This is a genomic window from Mesorhizobium humile (assembly GCF_033977215.1).
In the GTDB taxonomy this organism is placed as follows: Bacteria; Pseudomonadota; Alphaproteobacteria; order Rhizobiales; family Rhizobiaceae; genus Mesorhizobium; species Mesorhizobium humile.
The window spans coordinates 329,710-351,776 of record NZ_JAVIIV010000003.1 but is presented as its reverse complement, the minus strand read 5'-3'; the positions used below and the strand labels follow the sequence as shown (position 1 = coordinate 351,776).

23 protein-coding genes and 1 pseudogene are annotated in these 22,067 nt (G+C 64.0%); 6 read left to right on the top strand and 18 right to left on the bottom strand.

Annotated elements, in window-relative coordinates:
* Positions 1–35 precede the first annotated feature (35 nt).
* The 9 genes from RFM52_RS07035 to coxB all read right to left on the bottom strand — a co-directional run bounded on the left by RFM52_RS07035 (position 36) and on the right by coxB (position 7,107).
* A complete protein-coding gene (locus RFM52_RS07035; RefSeq protein ID WP_320294771.1) occupies positions 36–791 on the bottom strand; it encodes an SURF1 family protein in 756 nt (251 codons plus the stop codon).
* On the bottom strand, positions 788–1,174 hold the full coding sequence (locus RFM52_RS07030) for a DUF983 domain-containing protein (RefSeq protein ID WP_320294770.1): 387 nt from the start codon (positions 1,172–1,174) through the stop codon (positions 788–790). Before RFM52_RS07030 ends, RFM52_RS07035 begins: the two co-directional genes overlap by 4 nt.
* On the bottom strand, positions 1,171–1,677 hold the full coding sequence (locus RFM52_RS07025; protein ID WP_430699236.1) for a L,D-transpeptidase family protein: 507 nt from the start codon (positions 1,675–1,677) through the stop codon (positions 1,171–1,173). The genes RFM52_RS07030 and RFM52_RS07025 overlap by 4 nt, the downstream gene beginning before the upstream one ends.
* A 136-nt stretch (positions 1,678–1,813) precedes the next feature.
* The gene (locus tag RFM52_RS07020) at positions 1,814–2,695 is read right to left on the bottom strand and encodes a cytochrome c oxidase subunit 3 (RefSeq protein WP_320294769.1); all 882 of its coding nucleotides are present in this window, start codon (positions 2,693–2,695) and stop codon (positions 1,814–1,816) included.
* A 1-nt stretch (position 2,696) separates the two neighbouring features.
* Positions 2,697–3,326, bottom strand: coding sequence for a cytochrome c oxidase assembly protein (locus RFM52_RS07015; RefSeq protein ID WP_320294768.1), 630 nt, complete (start codon positions 3,324–3,326; stop codon positions 2,697–2,699).
* On the bottom strand, positions 3,326–3,517 hold the full coding sequence (locus RFM52_RS07010) for a hypothetical protein (RefSeq protein ID WP_320294767.1): 192 nt from the start codon (positions 3,515–3,517) through the stop codon (positions 3,326–3,328). Before RFM52_RS07010 ends, RFM52_RS07015 begins: the two co-directional genes overlap by 1 nt.
* Complete coding sequence (locus tag RFM52_RS07005; protein ID WP_320294766.1) at positions 3,514–4,458, bottom strand: heme o synthase; 945 nt, start codon at positions 4,456–4,458, stop codon at positions 3,514–3,516. The genes RFM52_RS07010 and RFM52_RS07005 overlap by 4 nt, the downstream gene beginning before the upstream one ends.
* A gap of 76 nt (positions 4,459–4,534) precedes the next feature.
* Positions 4,535–6,184 (bottom strand): cytochrome c oxidase subunit I, encoded by a 1,650-nt coding sequence (gene ctaD, locus RFM52_RS07000; RefSeq protein WP_320294765.1) that lies wholly within the window; start codon positions 6,182–6,184, stop codon positions 4,535–4,537.
* Between the two features lie 38 nt (positions 6,185–6,222).
* A complete protein-coding gene (gene coxB, locus RFM52_RS06995; RefSeq protein ID WP_320294764.1) occupies positions 6,223–7,107 on the bottom strand; it encodes a cytochrome c oxidase subunit II in 885 nt (294 codons plus the stop codon).
* A 328-nt stretch (positions 7,108–7,435) separates the two neighbouring features.
* On the opposite strand from coxB, the gene RFM52_RS06990 reads away from it, so the two are divergent.
* From RFM52_RS06990 to RFM52_RS06970, 5 genes are all read left to right on the top strand, one after another.
* Positions 7,436–7,975, top strand: coding sequence for an invasion associated locus B family protein (locus tag RFM52_RS06990; protein WP_140681830.1), 540 nt, complete (start codon positions 7,436–7,438; stop codon positions 7,973–7,975).
* 72 nt (positions 7,976–8,047) lie between these two features.
* On the top strand, positions 8,048–8,515 hold the full coding sequence (locus tag RFM52_RS06985) for a YbjN domain-containing protein (protein ID WP_320294763.1): 468 nt from the start codon (positions 8,048–8,050) through the stop codon (positions 8,513–8,515).
* Positions 8,516–8,678: 163 nt separating this feature from the next.
* Complete coding sequence (gene tldD, locus RFM52_RS06980; protein ID WP_320294762.1) at positions 8,679–10,091, top strand: metalloprotease TldD; 1,413 nt, start codon at positions 8,679–8,681, stop codon at positions 10,089–10,091.
* Between the two features lie 95 nt (positions 10,092–10,186).
* The gene (locus tag RFM52_RS06975) at positions 10,187–10,894 is read left to right on the top strand and encodes an NAD-dependent deacylase (protein ID WP_320294761.1); all 708 of its coding nucleotides are present in this window, start codon (positions 10,187–10,189) and stop codon (positions 10,892–10,894) included.
* 137 nt (positions 10,895–11,031) lie between these two features.
* A complete protein-coding gene (locus RFM52_RS06970; protein ID WP_320294760.1) occupies positions 11,032–11,703 on the top strand; it encodes a transglutaminase-like cysteine peptidase in 672 nt (223 codons plus the stop codon).
* Between the two features lie 140 nt (positions 11,704–11,843).
* On the opposite strand, the gene RFM52_RS06965 is transcribed toward RFM52_RS06970, so the two are convergent.
* From RFM52_RS06965 to RFM52_RS06955, 3 genes are all read right to left on the bottom strand, one after another.
* A complete protein-coding gene (locus RFM52_RS06965) occupies positions 11,844–14,363 on the bottom strand; it encodes a caspase family protein (protein ID WP_320294759.1) in 2,520 nt (839 codons plus the stop codon).
* 156 nt (positions 14,364–14,519) lie between these two features.
* Positions 14,520–15,761: a class I SAM-dependent RNA methyltransferase gene (locus RFM52_RS06960; protein WP_320294758.1), complete on the bottom strand. Its 1,242-nt coding sequence runs from the start codon at positions 15,759–15,761 to the stop codon at positions 14,520–14,522.
* Complete coding sequence (locus RFM52_RS06955) at positions 15,761–16,525, bottom strand: TlyA family RNA methyltransferase (RefSeq protein WP_320294757.1); 765 nt, start codon at positions 16,523–16,525, stop codon at positions 15,761–15,763. The genes RFM52_RS06960 and RFM52_RS06955 overlap by 1 nt, the downstream gene beginning before the upstream one ends.
* Positions 16,526–16,634: 109 nt before the next feature.
* Between RFM52_RS06955 and RFM52_RS06950 the strand changes: the two are divergent.
* Positions 16,635–17,032, top strand: a pseudogene (locus RFM52_RS06950) (GFA family protein).
* Positions 17,033–17,131: 99 nt separating this feature from the next.
* Here the strand turns inward: RFM52_RS06950 and RFM52_RS06945 are convergent.
* The 6 genes from RFM52_RS06945 to RFM52_RS06920 form a co-directional block, all read right to left on the bottom strand.
* A complete protein-coding gene (locus tag RFM52_RS06945) occupies positions 17,132–17,419 on the bottom strand; it encodes a hypothetical protein (RefSeq protein ID WP_320294756.1) in 288 nt (95 codons plus the stop codon).
* 150 nt (positions 17,420–17,569) lie between these two features.
* Positions 17,570–19,477 carry a 1-deoxy-D-xylulose-5-phosphate synthase gene (dxs, locus tag RFM52_RS06940; RefSeq protein ID WP_320294755.1) on the bottom strand — a complete coding sequence of 636 codons (1,908 nt, stop codon included), beginning with the start codon at positions 19,475–19,477 and terminating at the stop codon, positions 17,570–17,572.
* A gap of 127 nt (positions 19,478–19,604) precedes the next feature.
* Positions 19,605–20,525, bottom strand: coding sequence for a pirin family protein (locus tag RFM52_RS06935; RefSeq protein ID WP_320294754.1), 921 nt, complete (start codon positions 20,523–20,525; stop codon positions 19,605–19,607).
* Between the two features lie 9 nt (positions 20,526–20,534).
* The gene (locus RFM52_RS06930; protein ID WP_320294753.1) at positions 20,535–20,801 is read right to left on the bottom strand and encodes a DUF2277 domain-containing protein; all 267 of its coding nucleotides are present in this window, start codon (positions 20,799–20,801) and stop codon (positions 20,535–20,537) included.
* Between the two features lie 44 nt (positions 20,802–20,845).
* Entirely contained in the window at positions 20,846–21,097 is a 252-nt protein-coding gene (locus RFM52_RS06925; RefSeq protein WP_320294752.1) for an exodeoxyribonuclease VII small subunit, read from the bottom strand.
* 3 nt (positions 21,098–21,100) lie between these two features.
* Positions 21,101–22,027, bottom strand: coding sequence for a histone deacetylase family protein (locus RFM52_RS06920; RefSeq protein WP_320294751.1), 927 nt, complete (start codon positions 22,025–22,027; stop codon positions 21,101–21,103).
* Positions 22,028–22,067: the final 40 nt, after the last annotated feature.

The window sequence follows — 22,067 nt, the reverse complement described above, 5'->3', positions numbered from 1 at the left end:
GGCGTGCACCCCTGCCCTGTCAAGAGCGGCAGGCTTCACGCTTCCTTCGCTGGACGGCGAAGCCTGAGGATGAGAACCGCTGCAAGGGCGGCGGCCAAGCCATACCAGGTGACCGCGTATTGCAAATGGTTGTTCGGGAGGTCGATGATGGTGACGCCGCCGACCGGCAGGCCGCCCGGGTTCGGCGTCTTGTCGGCATCGATGAAGAACGGCACCAGCACGAAGCCGGCAGGCAGGCCAGCGGTCGCCCCCATGACGTCGCGATCCTTCCAGAAGAAGATATTCTTGGCGACATCATTATCGGGGAGCATCATCGACGGCTTTGCGGGCAGCGGATTGCGGGCAAGCCCTGTCAGCGTCACCTTGCCGGCAACCTCACCTTGTTGGCGCTTGGCAGGATCCTTGAGATCGTAGGGAACGAAGCCTCGGTTGACGAGCACGAAGCGGCCGTCCTCCAACTGCAGGGGCGTGTAGACGTTGAAGCCGCTGTCGCCTTGCCAGGTGGAAAAGAAATGGCGCTCGCCCCGGTGCAGGAAAGTGCCGGTCACCGTCACCGGCGTGTAATCGACATCGTGGGAAGCGGCGAATTCCTTCTCGACGTCAGCCAGCGGCAGCGGCGCGGAATGAGTGCGCTTGTCGATGGTCGCGAGCAGGCCTTCCTTCCAGTGCAGGCGCTGCACCTGCCAGGTGCCGAGCCCGATCAGGGCGGCGAACAGCACGAGGCCAAGGCCGAGCAGCAACGCCGAGCGCGGCCGCGAACGGCCGGCGGCCAAACCGGTCGCCTCGGTCATTCGCTGGAATCCAGCCTGCCCTCGGAGGCCTTCCTCGAATACTGCAAGGTGATCAGCACGCCCTTGATCAGGCGCAGCGCCGTCAGGCAGAGCACCAGCGCCAGTGGTATCCACAACATGAAGTGCAGCCAGAGCGGCGGACTGAACGTCACCTCCATCCACAGCGCGAGGCCGACAACGACGAAGCCGATGATCAGGATGACGAACACCGCCGGGCCGTCGCCGGCATCGGCGAAGGAATAGTCGAGCCCGCAATTGTAGCAGCGCTTGCCGACGGTGAGGAAACCCGAGAACAGCTTGCCTTCGCCGCAGCGCGGGCAGCGGCCATGCAGACCGGCAGAGATCGGATCGATGGGTGGCCAGATCGCCTTGTCTTCACTCATTTTATGATCTCGATCGGTGTGCCGTCGGCCGCCATTGTCCAGATTTCATCCATATCGGAGTTCGTAACTGCAATACAGCCGTCGGTCCAGTCGACCATTTGAAGCAGCCTGCCCAGCCAACCGAAACCATTCGGCTGGCCGTGGATCATGATGAAGCCGCCGGGATCGACGCCCAGCGCTGTCGCCGCCGCCTTATCGTCGGCATTTGGATAGGAGATATGGATCGACCTGTGCGCGACGCTGTTGGGGTTGCGCCAGTCGAGCACATAGCGCCCCTCCGGCGTTCGCTCGTCCCCCTCGCGGTGCTTGTGGCCGACCGGATCGCCGCCGAGCGCGATGCTGTAGCGGCACAGGATCTGGCCGCCGCCGATCAGTTGCAACTGCCGTTGCGATTTCTCGACACGCACCAGGTCGACCGTTTGTCCGGGCCACATACCCCTGTCGAGCAGTGAGGTTGTGGTGATCAGATACGCGCAGATGATCAAAGGAATCTTCGCCCACATGACCTAGCGATGGCCGGCCATTGCGCCGAAAAGAAGAAGGCGGCCGCGTCGCCGCGGCCGCCTTCCAAAACTCCTGAAAAACTGCTGAAAGCAAATTCGGGAAAATCGCTACGCGCCTTTCCGGAATTGCTTTTTATCAGTGGCCTTCGATCAGCGCGCCGTTCGAGGCCCAGACATAGATCGCGCTGAACAGGAACAGCCAGACCACGTCGACGAAGTGCCAGTACCAGGCTGCCGCCTCGAAGCCGAAATGCTGCTTCGGCGTGAAGTCGCCGCGCATCGCACGCACCAGGCAGACGAGCAGGAAGATGGTGCCGATGATAACATGGAAGCCGTGGAAGCCGGTCGCCATGAAGAAGGTGGCGCCGTAGATCGAATCCTTGAACGCGAAGGGCGCGTGCATGTACTCGTAGGCCTGCACCATGGTGAACAACATGCCGAGGCCGACAGTCAGCACCAGGCCGTTGATCAGGCCCTTGCGGTCGCCATGCAGGAGCGCGTGGTGCGCCCAGGTCACCGTCGTGCCCGACAGCAGCAAGATGATGGTGTTGTAGAGCGGCAGGTGGAAGGGATCGAGAACCTCCAATCCCTTCGGCGGCCAGACGCCGCCGGTGAAGGCGGTGCGGGCATATTGCGAGGCTTCGCCGGGAAACAGGCTGGCGTCGAAGAAGGCCCAGAACCAGGCGACGAAGAACATCACCTCCGAGGCGATGAACATGATCATGCCATAGCGCAGGTGCAGCGACACGACGCGCGTATGGTGACCCTCATGCGCTTCCTTGATGGTGTCCGACCACCAGGCGAACATCGTGTAGAGCACGATGATCAGGCCGATGAAGAACAGCCACGGATTGGCGATGTTGTGGCCGAAGACCGGGAAGTTGCCGGCCTTCAGATACTGCATCAGGCAGACGCCGCCGACGGCGGTGACCAAGGCGCCGATCGAACCCAGGAAAGGCCACGGGCTGGGGTTGACGAGATGGTAGTCGTGTTGTGGTTTTGCGTGCGCGTCTGCCATATCAACCCCCGAGGCTTGCTTCGGAATCTGGAACTTTGTTGCTGCTGCCAGCGGCCGGCGCCGACGAGGCAACCGGCTGTTTCTTTTCGACCGGGAACATCGTGTAGGACAGGGTGATGGTCTTCAAGTCCTTGAGTTCCGGCACGTTGACGATGTCTGGATCGACATAGAACACGACCGGCATGTCCAGCGTCTCGCCAGGCTTCAGCGTCGTGTCGGTGAAGCAGAAGCACTCCACCTTGTTGAAATAGGCGCCAGCCATCTCCGGCTGCACGTTGAACGAAGCGCGGCCGGTGATGGCGCGGTCGAACTTGTTGGTGGCGCTATAATGCGCCTGCGCCGTCGCGCCGATCTTGATCGTCACCGAGCGGGCGACGGGTTCGAACTGCCACGGAATACCGTTGGTGTTGGCATCGAAGCGGATGGTGATGTCGCGGTCGAGCACGCGGCCGGCATATTGCTTCTCGGCGCGCTGCGTGGTGCCGCCATAGCCGGTGACCTGGCAGAACATCTTGTAGAGCGGCACCGCCGCATAGGCCATGCCGACCATGCCGGTGAAGAAGGCCAGGCAGACGGCGGCGACGATGCCGTTGTTGACCTTGCGGGGCTTGCTGCTGGTCTCGCCGCCCATCAGCCGCCTCCCAACAGGCCGGAGCCGGTGATGCTGGCCCCGCTGTGGCCGAAGCGCACGATTGTGGCGGCATAGAAGATGATGACCAATGCCGCCAGCGCGATGCCGATGGCGATGGAGCGGTTGCGGCGCGCCTTCTGCTGGCGTTCGGTCAGCGTGACCAGCTCGAGTTTCTTGTCGGCCACGGTCACACTCCCCCCATCATGAGGGCGCGACCGACCACGCAGTCGACGAGATAGGCGGCAAAGATGGCGAAGAGATAGAGCAGCGAGTAGCCGAACAGGGCCTTGGCCGGCTTCATCGCACGGTCGTCATCAGCCATGGCAAGCACTTTCCAGGCATACCAGACGAAGCCCGCGCCGAGGACCGCCGAGACGACGCCATAGCCGGCCGTGGTGTAGCCGAGCGCCCAGGGCAGCACGCCGACCGGCGCCAGGATCAGCGCATAGGCAAAGATTTGCCGACGGGTAGAGGCCTGGCCGGCGACATTCGGCATCATCGGGATGCCGGCGCGGGCGTAGTCGTCGGACTTGAACAGCGCCAGCGCCCAGAAATGCGGCGGCGTCCAGAGGAATATGATCAGGAACAGGATCACGCTTTCGAGGCTGACCGAGCCGGTCACCGCGGCCCAGCCGATCACCGGCGGGAAAGCCCCGGCGGCGCCGCCGATGACGATGTTCTGCGGCGTCCAGCGCTTCAGCCACATGGTGTAGATGACGGCGTAGAAGAAGATGGTGAAGGCGAGGAGCGATGCCGACAGCCAGTTGACCAGCACGCCGAGCGTCATCACCGACAGCACCGACAGCACCAGGCCGAAGCTCAACGCCTCGCCCGGCGTGACACGGCCGGCCGGCACCGGACGACCGGCGGTCCTGGTCATCACCGCGTCGATATCGGCGTCGTACCACATGTTGAGCGCGCCGGAAGCGCCGGCGCCGATGGCAATCGCCAGGATGGCGATCATCGCCAGCAGCGGGTTGATGGCAACGGGCGCCGCGACGAGGCCGACAAAGGCCGTGAAGACGACCAGCGACATGACGCGCGGCTTCAACAGGGCGAAGAAATCGCCCGCGGTCGCTTCCGACATGCGAAAGCCCGCTTCCTCCATCAATCCGTCTTCGGCAAGGGCCATGCGTACTTAAAGTCCATCATTCCGTTGGCCAAGACCGCCAGACAAGCCGGCGGTCTCGTATGCGTCGGGACGCTGCCTACTTGATCTTCGGCAGCTGTTCCCACTGGTGGAACGGCGGCGGCGAAGGCAGCTGCCATTCGAGCGTGGTGGCACCCTCGCCCCACGGATTGGCGCCGGCGACGCGCTTCTTCTGGAAGGCCTCGAACACGCCGTAGAGGAAGATCGCAACACCGACGGCCGCGATGTAGGAGCCGTAGGAAGACACCATGTTCCAGCCGGCGAAGGCGTCCGGATAGTCGACGGTGCGGCGCGGCATGCCGGCGAGGCCGAGGAAATGCTGCGGGAAGAAGATCAGGTTGACGCCGACGAACGTGACCCAGAAGTGGGTGTTGGCGATCATCGGCGAGTACATGTAGCCGGTCATCTTCGGGAACCAGTAGTACCAGCCGGCGAAGATGGCGAACACGGCGCCCAGCGACAGCACGTAGTGGAAGTGGGCGATGACGAAATAGGTGTCGTGCAGCGAGCGGTCGAGGCCGGCATTGGCCAGCTGAACGCCGGTCACGCCACCGATGGTGAACAGGAAGATGAAGCCCAGCGCCCACAGCATCGGCGGCTTGAAGGAGATCGAACCGCCCCACATGGTGGCGATCCAGGAGAAGATCTTCACGCCGGTCGGCACCGCGATGACCATGGTGGCGAACACGAAGTAACGCTGCGTGTCGAGCGACAGGCCGGTCGTATACATGTGGTGCGCCCAGACGATGAAGCCGACGGCGCCGATCGCGACCATGGCGTAGGCCATGCCGAGATAACCGAAGACGGGCTTCTTCGAGAAGGTCGAGACGATGTGGCTGACGATGCCGAAGCCCGGCAGGATCAGGATGTACACTTCCGGGTGGCCGAAGAACCAGAACAGATGCTGGAAGAGGATCGGGTCACCGCCATTGTCCGGCACGAAGAAGGAAGTGCCGAAATTGCGGTCGGTGAGCAGCATGGTGATGGCGCCCGCCAGGACCGGCAGCGACAGCAGCAGCAGGAAGGCGGTGATCAGCACCGCCCAGGCAAACAGCGGCATCTTGTGCAGCGTCATGCCGGGAGCGCGCATGTTGAAGATGGTGGTGATGAAGTTGATGGCGCCTAGGATCGACGACGCGCCGGCGATGTGGATCGACAGGATCGCCAGATCCATCGCAGGGCCAGGCTGGCCGGAGGTCGAGAGCGGCGGATAGATCGTCCAGCCGCCGCCGACGCCGAATGCGCCCGGCGCGCTCGGCAGGAACATCGAGGAGAGCAGCAGGATGAAGGCCGGCGGCAGCAGCCAGAACGAGATGTTGTTCATGCGCGGGAAGGCCATGTCCGGCGCGCCGATCATGATCGGCACCATCCAGTTGGCGAAGCCGCCGATGAGCGCCGGCATGACCATGAAGAAGATCATGATCAGGCCGTGCGCGGCGCCGAAGGCGTTGTACATGCTCTTGCCGCCGTCGATGGCGGCATCGCCCTGCATGCCGTAGACCATCTGGGCAAGGCCGCTGAAGATCTGGATGCCCGGCTCCTGCAGCTCCATGCGGATGGCGACCGAGAGCGCGCCGCCGACGATGCCGGCCATGATCGCGAAGATCAGGTAGAGCGTGCCGATGTCCTTGTGGTTGGTCGAGTAGACCCAGCGGACCCAGCCATGCGGCCTGTGGTCGCCGTGATCGTGAGCTGCAGCCTCTGCCATGTTCCGCTCCGTTCCCTAAATCCTGCTAACCCGCGGCATCAGTTGCCGGCGGCCGCTACCTTGTTGGTACCATCGATCTCGGCCATCAGCGCCTTGTTGGCGGCGGGCACGTTGGTCTTGGCCGTGTCCAGCCAGGTCTTGAACTGCGCGTCGGACACGACGCGCACCGCGATCGGCATGAAGGCATGGTCCTTGCCGCAGAGCTGCGAGCACTGGCCGTAATAGAGGCCTTCCTTCTCCGCCTTGAACCAAGTCTCGTTGGTGCGGCCAGGAACGGCATCCATCTTGATGCCGAAGGACGGCACGGCGAAGGAGTGGATGACGTCGGTGGCGGTGATCAGCACGCGGGTCGTGGTGTTGACCGGGACAACCAGCTCGTTGTCGACCGCCAGCAGCCGCGGATAGAGGGCGCGATCCTCCTTGCCGGCCTTGGCGCGGTCGGCATCCTGAAGCACCGCCGAGTTGAACGAGAAGGTCTTGTCGACCTGGTACTCGTAATCCCAGTTCCACTGGTTGCCGGTCGCCTTGACGGTGAGCTTGGCTTCCTCCGGCGGCGTGTACTGCGCGGTGAGCAGCTGGAAGGAGGGAATGGCGATAAGCAAGAGCACGATCACCGGCCCGACCGTCCAGATCACTTCGATCAGCGTGTTGTGGCTGGTCCTGGATGGCACCGGATTGGCGCTGGCGCGGAACCTGACGATGCAGACCAAAAGCAGCAGCAGCACGAGGATGGTGATCGGGACGATGAACCACATGGTGTAGTTCCCGAACCGCTCGATCTGCCGCATCATGTCGGTCGCGGGAGCCTGGAAGGTCATCTCCCATTCCCGCGGCTGGTCGGCACGGGCCGCAGCACTGGAGAAGAGCACGGCCGAAGCTGCCGTACCTGCCAAGAATTCAGCGCTTGCCAGGAATTTCCTCATCGCCCTCTCGTCTCCCACTTCCCGCGATCTGATCGCACCAATAACGGACGACGCCGGAATTGGGAATCCCGGTCTGTCCCTAGGCTGGTTCAAACCATACTCTATTTCCCTCCGCAAGAAAGGAGCGGAGGAAACCGTGCGGCATTTTTGCGCGCAGGCCGAAGGCCGTGTTCGGCGCTCGCCATGCGATATGCGCGTCGGTCGCAATTCGGGCGAATTTGCTTTGGAAAAGCATGGAATTGCCGGTATCGGGGCGGACCGGCGGCGGTCTCGTCCTTTACTTGGCCCCGGCGCAGCTTAAAGTGCCGTGATTCGCAATGGAGCCGTTATGACTTCCTGGCTTTCGAGAACCCTGGCGAAGGTCGTCCTTGCCGTCGCCTTGCTCGGTGTCGGCGTAGCCGTCGGCGCCGCCGCCTCGCCGAACAACGCCTCGCCGCCGAGCGGCACGGTGAAGTCGACGCATGGCGCATGGTCGATCATCTGCGATACGCCTGCCGGTGCTACCTCCGAACAATGCGTGATGATGCAGAATGTCGTCGCCGAGGATCGCCCTGAAATGGGGCTTTCGGTCGTTGTGCTGCGCACCGCCGACAACAAGGCCGAGATCCTGCGCGTGCTGGCGCCGCTCGGCGTGCTTTTGCCCAACGGCCTCGGCCTCAATGTCGACGGCAAGGATATCGGCCGCGCCTATTTCGTGCGCTGCTTCCAGGACGGCTGCTATGCCGAGGTGATCCTCGAAAAGCCGCTGCTCGACACGCTGAAGAGCGGCACCTCGGCCACCTTCATCGTCTTCCAGACGCCCGAGGAAGGCATCGGCATTCCCGTCGATCTCAAGGGCTTTGCGGACGGCTTCGCCGCCCTACCTTGATCTTCTTGCCCATGCGCCGCTCCTGACGCTGAGGTCCGGTGGCGAATGCGCGTTTGGCGGCCAGGAGTTCAAATGCGCGCGAATTTATCCGCTTTCATTACCGGCCTGGCGTTGGCCGGCACGGTTTCGGCCGTACGGGCCGAGGATGCCGAAATCCTCCAGACACCCGACCCGGCGGCGATCCTCGATATCGCCAAGGGTTTCGGCTCGGCCAGGATGGACAAGGACGACAATGGCGATCCGATGATTTCGGGGCGGATCGAGGGCGTCAAATACGTCATCTATTTCTACGGCTGCGAAGACCACGAGAACTGCAAATCGCTGCAATTCTCGACAGGCTACACCGACCCGCTGAGCGCCGACCAGGCCAACGCCTGGAACGCGAAATACCGCTGGGTGAAGGCCTATGCGGGCGACGGCTCGAATTTCAGGATGGATGTCAGCTTTGCCGGCGGCATCACGAGGGCCAATGTCGAGGAGCAGTTTTCCAACTGGAACGCGATGGCCGCCAACATCAGGGACTTCGTCGCCGGCAAGTGACGGCGACGCAATCGTCAGCTTGATCCTGTTGGCGATTGTGCAACGGCGGCTTCGCGCCTACATCCCCCAGATCAAAGAGGTAGAGCATGATGTCGTCCGAAAACCGCTTCACACTTTTCGGCATCATGCTCTAGAACGATTTGTTTCCACGAATGGATTTGCCATGACCAGCCTGATCGGCCAATTCGACATTTCCGACGATCGCGTCAAGGAGATCGTCGCCGACACAATCAAGGGCGCCGACGACGGCGAGTTGTTCCTCGAATACAGCGAGAGCGAAGCGCTGATGTTCGACAATGGCCGGCTGAAGACGGCCAATTTCAACACCGACCAAGGGTTCGGCCTGCGCGCCGTGGCCGGCGAGGCCAGCGGCTATGCGCATTCCAGCGATCTCTCCGAAGCCTCGCTCAAGCGCGCGGCCGACGCCGTCTCGGCGGTAAAGGGCGGCTATTCCGGCCAGCTCGCCGGCGCGCCCGCACGCACCAACCGTCACCTCTATGGCGACGAGAACCCGATCCCCTCGCCTTCCTTCGAGGCCAAGGCCAAGCTCTTGCAGGAGATCGACGGCTGGCTGCGGGCGAAGGATCCGCGCGTGCGCCAGGTGACGGCGTCGCTCGCCGCCTCGTGGCAGCATGTCGAGATCGTGCGCGGCGACGGGCAGATCGTGCGCGACATCCGCCCGCTGGTCCGGATCAACGTTTCCGTCGTGGTCGGCGATGGCGACCGGCAGGAGAGCGGCTCCTACGGCATGGGCGGCCGCAAGAGTTTTGGCGAGTTCGTCAGTGAGGAAAGCTGGAAGCATGCGGCCAGCGAGGCGCTACGGCAGGCGCTGGTCAACCTGGAAGCGGTCCCGGCGCCCGCCGGCACGTTCGACATCGTGCTGTCCAGCGGCTGGCCGGGCGTGATGCTGCACGAGGCGGTCGGCCACGGGCTGGAAGGCGACTTCAACCGCAAGAAGACATCGGCCTTCGCCGGCCTGATGGGCCAGCAGGTGGCGGCGAAAGGCGTCACTGTGGTCGACGACGGCACCATCCCCGAGCGGCGCGGCTCGCTCACCGTCGACGACGAAGGAACGCCTTCGGCGCGCAACGTGTTGATCGAGGACGGCAAACTGGTCGGCTATATGCAGGACCGACAGAACGCCCGGCTGATGGGCATGACGGCGACAGGCAACGGCCGCCGCGAGGGCTATGCGCACCAGCCGATGCCGCGCATGACCAACACCTACATGACCTCCGGCGACATGGAGCCGGAAGAGATCATCGCCTCGGTCAAGAACGGCGTCTACGCCGTTTCCTTCGGCGGCGGCCAGGTCGACATCACGTCAGGCAAGTTCGTGTTCGGCTGCACCGAGGCCTACATGATCGAGAACGGCAAGGTGACGCAGCCGATCAAGGGCGCGATGCTGATCGGCAACGGGCCGGACGCCATGCACCGCGTCAGCATGATCGGCAACGACATGAAGCTCGACAACGGCATCGGCATGTGCGGCAAGGCCGGACAGGGCGTGCCCGTCGGCGTCGGCCAGCCGCATCTGCGGATGAACCAGATGACGGTTGGCGGCACCAGGGTTTGAGCGCGTGAACGCTGGAAAGGCCACAATGTCGGCTTCTGAAAAGCTACCCATTGTTTCGACAAAAGAGATAGCCTGCGGGCCGGTGCCATCGACCAATGTCCAAACCCAAGATCGTCATCCTGACGGGCGCCGGCATCTCGGCGGAATCGGGCGTCGCGACGTTTCGCGATCCGAAGGGGGTGTGGGCTAGTTTCGACTTTGAGGAGGTCGCGACCCCGCAGGGCTTCGCCCGCAACCCAACCAAGGTGCAGGACTTCTACAACATGCGCAGGCGGCAGCTTGGCGACGTCAAGCCCAATGCCGCGCATGAGGCGCTGGCCAGGCTCGAGCAAGCCTTTCCCCGCGAAGTCCTGGTCGTCACCCAGAACATCGACGACCTGCATGAGCGTGCCGGCTCGCGAAAGCTGATCCACATGCATGGCGAGCTCTGTCGCGCGCTTTGCCAAGATTGCAGCGCCAGCAGCGCCTGGGCCGACGACATCGCCGACCATTCCGAGTGTCCGGCCTGCGGCGCCAGGGGACGGCTGCGGCCAGACGTCGTGTGGTTCGGCGAGATGCCCTATCGCATGGAAGAGATCAGCGAAGCGCTGGGCGGCTGCGACCTCTTCGCGGCGATCGGGACGAGCGGCAGCGTCTATCCGGCCGCCGGCTTCGTAGAAGAGGCACGCATCGCCGGCGCCTTGACCGTCGAGCTCAACCTGAAATGCGCCGGCTGGGCTTCCCGTTTCGACGAGCAACTGGAAGGGCCGGCGACGCAAGTGGTGCCCGCCTTCGTCGAGCGCATCCTTTCGGGCACGGGCTGATGGTTTCCAGCCCGAACTTCCCGCCGGCACCTTGAAGTGAACACAATCGTGTTAGGACATTATTAATTGTTTAATTGGCCGGGCCGGCGTTTGCGCATTAGCCTGTCGCCAGTCTCCTCGTTGCGGTGGTGTTGGCAGTGAAGCGATCCCCTGGTGTCTCGACCTCTTCTCTCCTCCTTGGCTTCATTTCGTTGGTTGGCGTTTCGTCGCTGCAAGTCGGCCCAGCGGCCGCGCAGTCGTCGCTGGTCAAACTAGCGTCGACGCGGCCTGCGGCCAGTTCCGCCGCCGTCGGCGGCAGCACCAGCGTCCCATATGGCTGGCTCGATTTCTGCCATCGCCGGCCGAAAGAGTGCAAGGTGCCCGCCTTGCCTGCCGCCAGCGTCAAGCTGACCGCGCAGAACATGAGCATCCTCAAGCGGGTAAACCAGAAGGCGAACCGCTCCATCAAGCCGGTCAGCAACTATGACCACTGGGGCACGATGATGGACCACTGGGACTATCCGGTGGACGGCAAGGGCGATTGCAAGATCTACGCGCTCTACAAGCGCAAGCTTCTCCAGGAGGCAGGATTTCCCCGTCAGGCGCTGTTGATGACGGTGGTGCGCGACCTTCACAATGAGGGCCACACCATCCTGACGGTGAAGACCGACAAGGGCGATCTCGTCCTGGACAATATGGTCGACGAAATCCGCCCCTGGAACGCCACCGGCTATTATTTCCTGAAGCGCCAGTCGCAGCAGAACCCGAACACCTGGGTGTCGATCAATCAGCGCGGCGGCACGGCGAAACGGCTGACGCCGAGTTCGTAGGCAAAGCGGCCGCTTGGCGAGATCTGCCCTTCGCCTTTAACACGATGGTCCGCGCCATGGACTCGTGGCCGCCTCTCGCAAGTTCATGGGTCGGAAGATCCGGCCCATGAAAGGAACGCTTCCGCCCGACAGCGGCAAGCCTATTGCTTGCAGGGCGGCTCGCCCGGATGCCCGCAGCTCGGCTTCTTGTTGCCTTGCGGCGGCTGCTCCTTGGGCTGCTGCGTCAGACGCCGCTCCTGCTGCTGGACCTGGAACTTCGGCTGCGCATGGAACTCCGGCTTCGGCGGCTTGGCGAACACCTGCACATTCGGCTTTTCCTGCAGCTTGAGCTGGCGCTGCGCATTCTCGTTTGGCCTGTTGACCTTGAAGTTCTGCTGGACCTCCGCGCCGCCAGAATCTGCACCACCGTTTCGCAATTTGCGGAACTTCTTGTTCCCGTTTGGTGAGCCCTGATTCTGGTCGGAGAACACGTTCGGATTGTTCTTCCCGAGGCGCTCCTGCACACTCGGCCGATTGTTGGTTGGCAAACCGTTGACGGTTGGCAGCTTGCGGAACTTCTTGCCCTTGTCGCTTCCGTCGGCCGAGCCTTGATCGCTCGGTCCGACGACGGACTGGCCTGCCGTAAGATCCTTGCGTGTCAGCTTCTTCGGTTTGCCTCCGTTCTGATCGGACAACACTTTCGTATTGTTCTTCCCGAATTTCTGCTGGGCGCTCTGTCCGTTCTCGGCCGGCAGACCGTTGACGGTCGGCAGCTTGCGGAACTTGCCATTCTTGCCCTGACCGTTGCCGGCTCCGTTCTGCTGGCCGCTACCGGTAACGGCGGCACCGGCATTTCCGGTTGCCTGCTGGTTGGTTCCCGGGGTGCCCTGCTTGCCGAGCAGCTTCTTCGACTTGTCGTTGGGGAAATTCTGGCCATTCAGCACCGGCTTGCCGTTGACGAGCGGCAACGTCTTGCCGTTCGTTCCCGGCAGTGCATGATCGGTCGAGAGCTTGCCCAGTGTTTTCGAAAGCGGCGCCGCACCGCCTGGCTGCTGGCCTTGCGCCGCACCTTGGCCGATCTTGCCCTGAACGGGATTCTGGTTGGACAACGCCGCCCGCTTCTGCAACAGCGGCGGCAGCGCCACCTTGGTAGCCAGAGCCGCGGCGCCCAGCCCAACCGCGCCGGCGGTCAGCTTCTGGCCGGTGGTGAGGCCGCCGCCCTGCCCTTGCTGATTGTTCTCGTTGATCGTCGTGTTGTTGATAACGGTCGTGTTGTGGATGTTGTTGAAGATGAAATTGTCCGGCGGCGGCACGATGTCATGCGGCGGCCTGACCCATACCGGCACGGGCACGAAGACCGGCGTCGGCAGGACGAAGACGTCGACCGGTGGCGGAGGCGGCGCCAGCACGACAAAATCCGGCGGCGGCGGCGGCAGGAAGATCACCGTAACCGGAGGCGGCGGGTCGAAGTCGAAATCCGGGTCGTCGAAATAGAGCACCGGCCGGTCGACATAGATGATTTCCTCCGGCGGAGGCGGCGGCAAATCATAGTCATAGACGGTGAATTCCTCCGGCGGCTCCAGCGCAGCATCGAAATGCTCGAGCCGACGACGCGCGTCCCAGGCGTGCGGGCCATGCGGATAGCGCCGCAGATAAGACCAATAGGCCTCCGGCGTGTCCCGCAGCCATGTCTCGCGCCAGGTGATCGCCTCGCGCCGCGCCGCGATGATGGCGCGCACCCGCTTGGCCATGGGATCGTGCGGATAGGCGACGAGGAAATCCTGGTAGCCGCGCATGGTATCGCGGTCGAGAGCCGCGACATAGGCGTCGTGCGCATCGAAGTCGCGTATTTCCCGAGTGCGGTTGGACCGGGATTCGGCCTCCGAAACCTTGGGCGCAGGCGCGTCCGGGGCACGATCGAAGAAGACGAAAGGCACATTGATCTTCGAGGCATTCCACGGCACTTGCGCGCCTTGCGTCACCTCGTTGACCCGCAGCCGCGTGCGGTCGAACACGTCGTCGAGCGACAACCCGCCTTCGCGTATCATCTCGGCCAGCGCCTGAGCATAGGCGCCATAGGGGCCCTTGCCTTCAGGCGCGACCGTTCCCGGGGCGGCATTGAACGCAATCAGCATGTTCGGGTCGGGGTCGAGCAGCGCGAGGCCGCCAGCCAGCGGCTGGCTCATTTGTGGGAAGTCATTCGGCCGCGCCGCGTCGAGGACCACGATATTGACCTTCGCCGGCAGTCCCGCCAGCGACTTGGTGACATCGGACAGCCGCATGGCCTGAAGCGGCACGTCGGCCGGATTGGCGATCTGGGCGTCGACCGGCAAGAAATAATTCTCACCTTCGAACTGCACCCCGCGGCCGGCGAGGTACACGAAAACGACCGCATCGGGACCTGCGGCGGAGACCTTTCCAAGGAAATCACGCAACGCGCCGCGCAGTGATTCCTGATCCACATCGCGGGCCCCAACCACATCGAAACCGGCCGCCTGCAGGGTCTGAGCGATCAATCCGCCGTCGTTGGCGGCTGTCGCGAGCTCTCCGGATTGATAGGCGCCATTGCCGATGACGAAGGCCAGCCGCTTTTCACCTTGCGCCAGCGCTCCGGCCGCGGAACCGACCGCGAATATGACGAGAACGACGACGAGACCGAGGAATTTCTGAAGCGTGCGCATTGCAATCCGCCATCCATTCAAAATGGTAACGCTCCAAAGGTCGGAACGTTTCCCGAACCGCTAAAATTTAAGTCCCGCAAAAAGGCGGCTTTAGGGCGCAATTTCGTCGAAGGAACAGAGGCTTCACAAAATTTCTTGCCAACCGCCAGTCGTAGGCTATCGCCGCCGCTTCGGCTTCTCCAGCAATGCCACCGCCTCGACATGCGACGACCACAGGAACTGGTCGATCGGCGTGACGCTCTTCAGTTGATAGCCGCCGTCGATCAGTATTCGTAGATCCCGCGCCAGCGTCACCGGATTGCAGGAGACGGCGGCGACCAGCGGCACGTCGGAACGGGCGATCTGCTTCGACTGGTCCTCGGCGCCGGCGCGCGGCGGATCGAAGACCAGCCCGTCGAAGACGTTCAACTCCTTGAAGGTCAGCGGCCGGCGGAAGAGGTCGCGACGTTCGCTGGTCACCCGCTTCAGACCGCCGGCGAAGCGGTAGGCGCGGTCGAGCGCGGCAAGCGCCGGCGCATCGCCTTCGACGGCATGGACCTCCGATTTCGCGCCAAGCCGCAGCGCAAAGCTGCCGCAGCCGGCGAACAGGTCCGCGACCTTCCTGGCGCGCGACAGATGCTGGCTGACGAGACCAGCCATTGCCTGCTCGGCGGCTTCCGTCGCCTGCAGGAAGGCGCCGGGCGGCAGAGCGACAGCAACCGATCCGAATTGCACCACCGGTTTCTTAGGCTCGACGACGATCTCGCCATCGACGGAAAGCCGCGCCAGACTCTCGGCCATGACGAAGTTCGAAGCTATGCGGCGCTGGTGGTCACCAAGCTTACCGGCATCATGGACGGCAATGTCGAGGCCCGAGGCGGTGACGGTCACGGTCATATGAAACGCCTTCGACGTCGCGCAGACCAGGCCGGCCAGGGCGCGCAATTTGTCGAGCGCCGCAACGATCGGCGGCAGCGAGATCGGGCATTCCTCGATCGGGATGATCTCTGAGGACAGCGCGCGCACGAAGCCGAGCAGCATCCCGGTTTCGGTGCGCCTGGCGCTGAACGTGACGCGGCGGCGGGTGTGCGGCGCGCAAGGCACCAGCGCGGCGATGTCACAGGCGATGCCCTTGGTCTTCAGGGCCTGCGCGACTTTCTCGCGCTTCCATTGCCGGTAGGCTTCCGCTTCGAAATGCTGGAGCGCGCAGCCGCCGCATTCGGTGAAATGGCGGCAGGCCGGGTCGATCCTGAGCGGCGAGGCTTCCAGCACCGACATCAGCGTGGCACGGTCCTTCTGGCGCGCGGCCATGACCGCCTCGCCCGGCAGCGTGAACGGGACGAAGACCTCCCCGCCCTCCGCATTGGCGATGCCGTCGCCCTGCGAGCCGAGCCTTGCGATCGTCAAGCGTGTGCTCATCACCCGTCCTTCGTGGCGGCGAGCAGGAACTCGCGGTTGCCGTCGCCGCCTTCGATCGGCGACGGGTGGAGTCCCAAGACCCGCCAGCCGGAAATACCAGCGAGCCAATCGCGCAGGTTAGCTGCAATGCGCGCTGCATCGCCTGGATCCTTGAGCAGGCCGCCCTTGCCGATCGCCTCGCGGCCGGCCTCGAATTGCGGCTTGACCAGGAGAATTGCCCTGGCGCTCTCGCCCGCCAATTCCAGCGCCGGCGGCAGCGCCAGCTTCAGCGAGATGAACGAGACGTCGCAGACCACAAAACCGGGGATGCGGCCGCCGAGATCGGCTGCCGTCAAATCGCGGGCGTTCAGCCCTTCGATCACCGTCACGCGCGGGTCGCCGGCAATGTCGGGATGCATCTGGCCGTGGCCGACATCGATCGCCGTGACATGCGTGGCGCCGCGCTCGAGCAGCACCTGGGTGAAGCCGCCGGTCGAGGCGCCGACGTCGAGCGCTTCGCTGCCGGAAGGATCGAGGCCGAAATGGTCGAGGCCGGCGATCAGCTTCAGTGCCGCGCGCGAGACATAGGCCCGCGCCGGATCGTCGATGGCGACCAGGCAGTCCGGCGCGACAGGCTGGCCGGGCTTGCGGGCGACGATGCCGTCGACCGTCACCGTGCCGCGCTCGATCGCGTCGCGGGCGCGCGAGCGGCTGGCGAACAGGCCGCGCCCGACGAGCAATTCGTCGAGCCGCTGGCGCTGGCTGGCTGGCAAAGGGGAACTCATCGGCCTTCATTGGCGAATGCCGGGCGCGAACGCAATGGGTTTGAATATCGGGCAGCAGGCTGCAGAATGCCGGCGGGAACAGGCCATTCGTCAGCCAATGGAGGTGGCAATGCTGAAAGGTACCTGTCATTGCGGCGCGGCCCACTGGACGCTGGAAGGCGATCCCGGCGGAATCACCGCCTGCAATTGCACGCTTTGCCGGCGCTACGGCGCACTCTGGGCTTATGACTATCTCGACGAGCGCATCCGCATCGCCGGGCCGCTGAAATCCTACACGCGCGCCGAGGTGTCGGAGCCCGCGCTGGAAATCCTGTTCTGTCCGACCTGCGCCTGTGTGGTCGCCTGGCGCGGCCTGCGCCAAGGCAAGAGCGGCCGCACGCGCATTGCCGTCAATGTCAGGCTGGCGCCGCCACAGGACGTCGCCGACCTGCCGACCATTTCGACGGCCTCGACAGTTTCGACGACCTGCCGCGCGATGGGCGCTGCGTGCGGGATATGTGGTTTTAAAGCATGTCTCCCGAAAGTGGTCCCGGTTTCGGGAAAAAGACATGCTTAAGATCAAAGACTTAAAGCAGGTTGCGTGAATCCTTTTTCACGCGACCTGCTTTAAAAGACAGTTCGCGAAACCTGGCGCTCGACGGCCGGCGTCAGGCCGTCATTGCCGGATGCTTCCTTGCGCAGCGGCTCAACCGAAGTGGGCGCGACAGGCGCAGCATCCGGCACCACGACGAGTTGAGGAACCTGCTTGTAGGAGAAGGTGCCGCGGATGTTGCCCATCTTGCCGGCGACGATCTCCATCGCCGCCTTTTCGAGATTGCGGTCGTAACGCGTCTCGGCTGCCGCCGGCGCAGCCATGGCAGCCAGCAAGGCCATGCCGCAAAGGAACGCCTTCATTGTTCTTACCCCGTGCCTGGGACCAAGGTCTTAGCAGGGCGCCGTTGAAAATCGGCCAAGAGACAGGGTAAGCGAACCGCCAAATGGAAGCGTTAACAACTAGTTACCGCAACAAACCAGCAAACCGATTCAGCGTGTTGAGGTCTTGATTCAGGCGCGCTGCGCCTGGACGCCGCGACCGAGCGCAGCAAAGACCGTGCGCACGATGCCGGCAGAATCCAGGCCGGCATCGGCATACATTTTCTCCGGCTTGGCATGATCGGCGAACATGTCCGGCAAGACCAGCGGGCGTACCTTGAGGCCGCTTTCCAGCAGGCCTTCATGGGCAAGGAAATGCAGCACCTGGCTGGCGAAGCCGCCGATAGCGCCTTCCTCCACGGTCACCAGCACCTCGTGTGAACGGGCGAGCCGGCGGATCAGATCTTCGTCCAGCGGCTTGGCGAAACGGGCGTCGGCAACCGTGGTGGACAGGCCTGCCGCGCCGAGCTCCTCGGCCGCCAATAGGCAATCCTGCAGCCGCGTGCCGAAGGAAAGCAGCGCGACCTTTGTCCCTTCCTTCAGGACGCGGCCCTTGCCGATTTCGAGCACCGAACCGCGCTCCGGCATGTCGACGCCGACGCCGTTGCCGCGCGGATAGCGGAAGGCGATCGGACCGTCATCATAGGACGCCGCGGTGCGCACCATGTGCCGCAGTTCCGCCTCATCGGCCGCGGCCATGACGACGAAGCCCGGCAGCGTGGTGAGGAAGGTCGTGTCGAAGGCGCCGCAATGGGTGGCGCCGTCGGCGCCGACGAAACCGGCGCGGTCGATCGGGAAGCGTACCGGCAATTTCTGGATTGCAACGTCGTGCACGACCTGGTCGTAAGCGCGCTGCAGGAAGGTGGAATAGATGGCGGCGAAGGGCTTGTAGCCTTCGGTGGCCAGCCCCGCCGCGAAGGTCACGGCATGCTGCTCGGCAATGCCGACATCGAAGGTCCGCCGCGGAAACACCTCGCCGAACAGATCGAGGCCGGTGCCACTCGGCATGGCGGCGGTGATGGCGACGATGCGGTCGTCCTCGCGCGCTTCCTGGATCAGGCTTTCGGCGAAGACCTTGGTGTAGGCCGGTGCATTGGCCGGCGCCTTGGCCTGCGCGCCGGTGATGACGTCGAACTTGTTGACGCCGTGATATTTGTCGGCCGCGGCCTCCGCCGGCGCGTAGCCCTTGCCCTTCTGGGTCACGACATGGATCAGCACCGGGCCCTTGCCGTTGTCGCGCACATTCTTCAGCACCGGGATGAGATGCTCCAGATTGTGTCCGTCAATGGGGCCGATATGGTAGAAGCCGAGCTCCTCGAACAGTGTGCCGCCGGTGACGTAGCCGCGCGCATGCTCGACGGCGCGGGTGATGGCGCGGTCGGCGCGCTTGCCGAGATAAGATGTCAGCTTCTTGCCGAAATCGCGCAGGCCCAGATAAGCCTTGCCGGAGGCGAGCCTGGCCAGATAGGCGCTCATGGCGCCGGTCGGCGGCGCGATCGACATGTCGTTGTCGTTGAGGATGACGATCAGCCGGGCATCGAGCGCGCCGGCATTGTTCAGCGCCTCGAAGGCCATGCCTGCCGACATCGAGCCGTCGCCGATGACGGCAATGACATTGTTGCGCCCGCCTGACAGGTCGCGCCCCATGGCCATACCGAGGCCGGCCGAGATCGATGTCGAGGAGTGTGCCGCGCCAAACGGGTCGTATTCGCTCTCGGCGCGCCGGGTGAAACCGGAGAGGCCGCCTTCCTGGCGCAGCGTGCGGATGCGGTCGCGGCGGCCGGTCAGGATCTTGTGCGGATAGGCCTGGTGGCCGACATCCCAGATCAGCCGGTCGTCCGGCGTGTTGAAGACATAATGCAGCGCGACGGTCAGCTCGACGACGCCGAGGCCGGCGCCGAGATGGCCGCCGGTCTGCGACACGGCGTCGATAAGCTCGGCGCGCAGTTCCGCGGCAAGCTGCGGCAACGCGCCCTCATCAAGCGTCCGCAGGTCCGCCGGAATGCGGACCTTGTCAAGCAGCGGCGTGTCTGGCTTCACTCGGGCGCGTCCTGCCTCAATTGATCGAACACGGCGCTACCAGCAAATTGCGCCTTAATCATGCGCCGGAATAGGCCGCCGGCGGGCGAATGTAAATGCGCGCCAGTGAAGCGCGGTCGAGCAATCCCTAGCTCTCTGGCAGCGGGATGAACTCTTCCTCATCGCCAGGAACGATATCGAAGCGGCCTGTCTTCCATTCCTGCTTGGCCTGCTCGATGCGTTCCTTCGAGGACGAGACGAAATTCCACCAGATATAGCGCTTGGAGCCGAGCGAGGCGCCGCCGAACAGCATGAAATGCGCGCCGCGCTCGGAGGAAACGACGATCTCCTCGCCCGGCTTGAACACCAGGAGCCGCTCGGCCGGGAAAACATCGCCGGCGATCGAGACGTCGCCTTCCAGCGTGTAGATGGCGCGCTCCTCGGCATCGGCCGGAATCTTCACGCTGGCACCCGCCGCCAGGCTGAGATCGGCGTAAAGCGTATCCGAAGCGGTCGCAACGGGCGAGCGCAGGCTCTCGAATTCGCCGATGACGACGCGGCCGCTGACGCCCTCAGCATCGATCTCAGGCAGGCGGGCCATCGAGGTGTTGGCGAACACCGGGGCAATTTCTTCCTTGCCGTCGGGCAGCGCCAACCAGGTCTGCAGGCCGGAGACCGACATCGGCGCGCCGCGCAGTTCCTCCGGCGTGCGCTCGGAATGAACGATGCCGCGTCCGGCGGTCATCAGGTTCACGTCGCCGGGCGCGATCACCATTTCGGTACCGAGCGAGTCGCGGTGCCTGATCTTGCCGTCGAACAGGTAGGTGACGGTGGAAAGCCCGATATGCGGATGCGGGCGCACGTCGAGCGCATGACCGGCGCGCAGGATGGCCGGTCCCATGCGGTCGAAGAAGATGAACGGCCCGACCAGACGGCGCTTTGCCGTCGGCAAGGCGCGGCGCACCTCGAAACCGCCGATATCCTTGGCGTTCGGAACCACCATCAGCTCGATCTGGTCGCAGGCGAAGGCATCGCCGGGCTCAGGATCGTTTCCCGGAAAGAAGCTCATGACCGTCCCTCAGGCGAAGCGCAGCGCCGACCTGGCTTTCGCCTTGGCGGCCTCTTCCTCGCGGTTGCGCGGTTCCAGGCTGGTTTCGAGCGAGTCGATCAATTCGCGCGCGATCGCGGCGATCGCCTCCACCGCATGGTGGAAGGCATGTTCGTTGCGCTTGGACGGCTTGGTCGAGCCGCTGAGCTTGCGCACGAACTGAAGCGCAGCATCATGCACTTCGTCATTGGTCGCCGGCGGTTCGAAATTGGCCAGGGTCTTGATGTTGCGGCACATGGCTTGAACTCCTTACCTGCTTGCTCTGCCCACCCTATTCCAAATCAGTCCGCGTCCAGCGGCTCCGTTCCTGCCGGCTTGCCGTCGCGCGACAGCCTGATCTTCTCGACCTTGTCCTCGGCGGCCTTCAGCAGCCGGTCGCAGTGCGCCTTCAGCGCCTCGCCGCGCTCGTAGATCCTGATCGACTGGTCGAGCGGGACGTCGCCGCGCTCCAGATCGTCGACGATCTTCTCCAGCGCGTCGAGCGCCTGCTCGAAGCTCATCGCCTTGACGTCCTCATTGCCTTCCACTGCCATACCCTATCCCTTCATCAGCCGCCCGACATGGGCGGCGACTGAAAATGCCAGTCCCTGCAGATCGTAGCCGCCTTCCAGCAGGCTGACGAGCCTGTTGCCGCTGTGGCGCCCGGCGCGCTCCATCAGCTGGCCGGTCGCCCAGTCGAAATCGTCCTCGGTCAGGTTGATCTCGGCCAGCGGATCGCGGTGGTGCGCGTCGAAGCCGGCGGAAATGATGATCAGGTCCGGCGCGAACGCATCGATGGACGGCAGCACGCGCGACAGGAAGGCGTCGCGGAACAGGTCGCTGCCGGTCTGCGGCGCGAGCGGCGCATTGACGATGTTGCCGGCGCCAGTCTCGCTCTTCGCGCCGGTGCCAGGATAAAGCGGCATCTGGTGCGTCGAACAATAGAGCACCGACGGGTCGTCCCAAAAAATGTCCTGGGTGCCGTTGCCGTGGTGGACGTCCCAGTCGACGATGGCGACGCGCTCGGCCTGGTGCTTCTTCTGCGCGTAGCGGGCAGCGATCGCGGCCGTGTTGAACAGGCAAAAGCCCATCGCGGTGCTTTTCTCCGCGTGATGTCCAGGCGGTCGCGCGGCGACGAAGACATTGGCGGCGCGGCCTTCGAAGACATCGTCGACCGCGGCGTTGGCGCCGCCGATGGCCGTCACCGCGGCCTGCCAGCTTTTCGGGCTGGCGCTGGTATCGGCGTCGATCGAGACGATGCCGTTCTCAGGGATCGCCGCGCGCACGCGCTCGACGAAATCCTCGGGGTGCGCATAGAGGATGGTTTTCTCGTCGCCTTCGGGCGCCTTGACGCGGTCGAGCGCCGAAAAAGCCTCGTCGTCGAGCACACGCTCGATGGCGCGCAGGCGGTCGGGCCGCTCGGGATGTCCGGGCGGCGTAAGATGTTCCAGGAAGATCGGGTGCGTGTAGAGACGGGTGGCCATGGCGCCTAATCTAGGCACCGGCGGCGCGGATGACCATGTT